6 protein-coding genes are annotated in these 3,270 nt (G+C 56.9%); 1 reads left to right on the top strand and 5 read right to left on the bottom strand.

The genetic code is table 11. The features are described 5' to 3' along the window. The 4 genes from GR138_RS30060 to GR138_RS30045 all read right to left on the bottom strand — a co-directional run. Window positions 1–608, bottom strand: a 608-nt coding sequence (locus GR138_RS30060) for a PP2C family protein-serine/threonine phosphatase (RefSeq protein WP_160862928.1), incomplete at its 3' end; no start/stop codon positions are given. After that, window positions 605–1,318, bottom strand: coding sequence for a hypothetical protein (locus GR138_RS30055; protein WP_160862927.1), 714 nt, complete (start codon window positions 1,316–1,318; stop codon window positions 605–607). The genes GR138_RS30055 and GR138_RS30060, both read right to left, overlap by 4 nt. Further along, window positions 1,315–1,884 (bottom strand): hypothetical protein, encoded by a 570-nt coding sequence (locus GR138_RS30050; RefSeq protein WP_160862926.1) that lies wholly within the window; start codon window positions 1,882–1,884, stop codon window positions 1,315–1,317. Before GR138_RS30050 ends, GR138_RS30055 begins: the two co-directional genes overlap by 4 nt. Window positions 1,885–1,959: 75 nt before the next feature. Further along, the gene (locus tag GR138_RS30045; protein WP_160862925.1) at window positions 1,960–2,178 is read right to left on the bottom strand and encodes a helix-turn-helix domain-containing protein; all 219 of its coding nucleotides are present in this window, start codon (window positions 2,176–2,178) and stop codon (window positions 1,960–1,962) included. Window positions 2,179–2,343: 165 nt separating this feature from the next. Here GR138_RS30045 and GR138_RS30040 point away from each other — a divergent pair, with 165 nt between their 5' ends. Next, a complete protein-coding gene (locus GR138_RS30040; RefSeq protein ID WP_160862924.1) occupies window positions 2,344–2,649 on the top strand; it encodes a transcriptional repressor TraM in 306 nt (101 codons plus the stop codon). Between the two features lie 2 nt (window positions 2,650–2,651). On the opposite strand, the gene GR138_RS30035 is transcribed toward GR138_RS30040, so the two are convergent. Then, window positions 2,652–3,270: autoinducer binding domain-containing protein (locus GR138_RS30035; RefSeq protein WP_160862923.1), on the bottom strand; the 619-nt coding region annotated here is incomplete at its 5' end.

Genomic DNA, 3,270 nt, shown 5'->3' with positions numbered 1-3,270 from the left:
GTAGCGGGCTGGCAGCCGCCAAGGAACGCTTCCTGCTCGCTTTCCGTCAACTCCGCCCAGAAGCCATCGGTTGCAAGAAGAAACGCGCCGCTGGCCCTCTCCTCTGCCAGGACGTCTGGGGCCATGAACTCCCTGGAACGAAAGCTCTGGGTGAGAAGGTGCCGCGTGGGGGATTTTGCGATGGCATCGAGGGGCATGTCTGCCAGGGCGTTTGAAAGGGTATGGGGCGTGCCTTGCCACTGTGCCTGTCCATCATGCCTGGCAAGCAGGCAGTCTCCCGAGTGGAGGACTGTCAAGGAACCCGCGTCCGTCACGTGGAAGAGGATAATGCTGGCGGAACCCCTTGGAAACGATTTGCGAAGGGCTTGGTGAATCTCCCGGAGCTTGGCTTGCATGATCTCCGGGCCCCACGCATCGTCGGTTTCGGCAAACCAGTCGACAATAGCTTCGACGATTGCCCGTGCATATTCACCGTTGTTCGAGCCGTGCGTGGCGCCGTCAGTCACGATGGCGAGAAATCCGCCCTTCCTGCTCGCGATCCCCGCGTGGTCGCGATTGTCGTCGGTACGTGTCCCTTTTTGGCTCGACCAGCGTGCTTCGATTTTCATTGCACGGCACCATTCGCGCACTGGCTTATCGCGACAAACCTCTCGCGAACAATTTCAACGCGGCCTTCCGGTCCGCGGATATTGCCGTCGAGGAAATCGTCGAAGCCATCCTGGTCCAGGAGCGCACGGAATTTCTCGGCGATGTAGTTTCTGACGTCGCTGTCGGCGGCGAGGACCTCGTCGAGAAGTTCCTCCCTGCCATCGACAACAAGAAGGATGTCTTCAGCATCACGACTCATGATCAGATCGCCGTTTCCGCGGCCAGCATAGGCTTCGAGCTTCGTCGCCAGGAACAACGGCGGCGTCAGGATCCGGATCGCAAGGTCCTCCGACAGTTGATAATGTTGCGCTGTTTCAATTCCATTCTCGTACCAGCGATTGCCGAAACCGAGAATGTCCGGATCGTCCGGCATGAAGTCGACTTTCAGCTTGCCAAGGCGCATACGGCAGATCACTGCTTCATCTGCCGCCTCGACGAAGCCCCTTTGTCGAAGTTCGTCCTGAAGGTGAGCCCATGCGGGGAAACCCGTCAGGTCGACGATCAGGTCGATGTCGTCGGTAGCGCGCACGTCCTCCAATGTGATCGGGTCAGTGATGAACAGGGCGGTCGTGCACCCGCCGACGAAGACCAGGCGCGAGCGAAGATCTTCGCCGAGGGCGGAGGCGACGGCTTTCATCATTTCCAGCAGTTGAGCTCGGATCGCTGTCATTTGCTCATGATCCTTGACTTAAGGTGCTCGGTCGCGAGACCCACTTCCCGCTGGTTGCCAAGTCTGATCGCGTCAACCAGCGCCAGATACTCATAAAGCTCTTCATCCTTGAGAGCTGCGTCGGGCACCGTCTTGAAGAGTGGTTCCACCGCCTGGCCCATCTCTTTTCCATTGGCATAGGGCCAAACGTAGTTGTACGTCCCGCCGCTGATCAGGAGTTCGGTGAGCATAGGTGCGGCAAAGGCTGTCGGGACGCCTCGCTGCATCGGCCCAACCTGTGCGGGGAAAACGAACTTCAGCCCGTTCGTGATGAAAGCGAGCAGGTTTCTGCGGTCAGCCCTAGGTTCGTTGTTGCTTTTGTCTTTTCTGGCAATGCCGGAAGCGATACTTCGCTTGATCGACTGGGCGATCTCCGTCTTGCTGATGCCAAGTAGAGCTTCGAGATTTCGCACAGAGTAAGGCTCGCCCCCTAGGGATTCCGATCGCAGATGATCCATTCCCTTGGTGCGTTCCTGATTTTTCAGGCTGATCAGCTTTAGCAGAACGACGATATCTTGGCTTTTCATACTCACTGTCCGCTGTCCTAGGACTGAGGACAGTTAGCCCGAAGCAATCGAATATGTCAAATTGAGAGAGCTCACTTACGGTTGGTCATCCGGGGCGACGAGTTCGACGTGGCTTACACCGAGCGCCTGGGCGATGTGGTAGATGGTGATGATCGACGGATTCCTGCGGCCTCGTTCCAGTCCGCTGAGATATTGTTGGCTGTATCCTGAACGCGTTTCGACATCCTCTTGCGTCAGGCCTTTCTCCCGACGGAGGCGTGCGAAATTCCGGCCTACCAGCTTGCGCATATCCATGCGCGGAAGATCGCCGTTTACACACTTTAAGTTTATCAACTATATTATGTATCGGAGCCTCGCATGAGGATGACGACGCTACAAAACGCCTGTAGCCAGTTTACATGGGCACGGCTTGGACGGTAATTGGTTTTGAGTATGTTCGACGCTAGTACTGATGGGCCCGTGTCAGAAACCAAGCTTGTATTACGGCCACTCATCGGCTTGATGAGCGCCATGCCGCCCGAAGAAATCGAACGCCACGTCGTGCAAGAGATCGAAAAGCATCGCCGACTGCGAGACGAAGCCGTGGTGCTTGAATCCAGGATCGACCATGCAAGCAAGCTTCAGCGCAACCAAATCGATATACAGGAAGCCAGTCGCGCCTATGTTTCGGCGATGATCGCTGTTCATGCACAGCAGACCGTCGTCTCGACGCTCCTGGATATCCTTGGTTACATTCCCGACATGCCCGGGACCAAGGCGCATTGAAGTCAGATCAAGCCAAATTCCTTGGCCATGGCGGTCGCTTGCGGCAGGGTCGATGCGCCCAGCGCGGCTTTCGCGTTGCGTAGGAAAAAAGCCACGTTCGAATAGGTCGTGTTTTCGATTATGGCGATCGCCTTCATCGACTTGCCCTCTGCCGACCAGCGCAAGCAGGTCAGCTCGTCGGACTTCAAGTGGATCGGTGTCTGGTTGGTCGGTCTTGCTCGAACCAACTCGACGCGAGCGTGTAATTGGGCGGCAGCCGACGCTGCAGCCGCTGTGTTGAGGACTTGGCGTGCCGCGAAATCGGTCTCTTCGGATGCGAGCGTAAGCATCGCCACGCGGCCAAAGCCGATCCTGATCGGGATCGAGATACCCGATCGGATTCCAAACTCTGCTGCCTCGCCGTAGAATGTCCGTCGCGCCTTGCTCATCGAGGGCGTAGGTTCATTTGACCAAGCGAAGGCCTCGAACCGATCACGCGCACTTCGAACGACGGGATCGATCAACGCATAAGCCTTTTCAAAGTATCGATCCTGCCAACTCGGATGATAGTTGGAAATTGCCGTTTGCGTCCCTGCTTGCAGGTTGAGATATGCATATGCGCCAAAACCCGCTTCTCGAGTG

Origin of the sequence: Shinella kummerowiae (genome assembly GCF_009827055.1) — a bacterium.
Taxonomy (GTDB): Bacteria; Pseudomonadota; Alphaproteobacteria; order Rhizobiales; family Rhizobiaceae; genus Shinella; species Shinella kummerowiae.
Note: the sequence above shows the minus strand (reverse complement) of the source record. Positions and strands in the feature narration are given on the sequence as shown.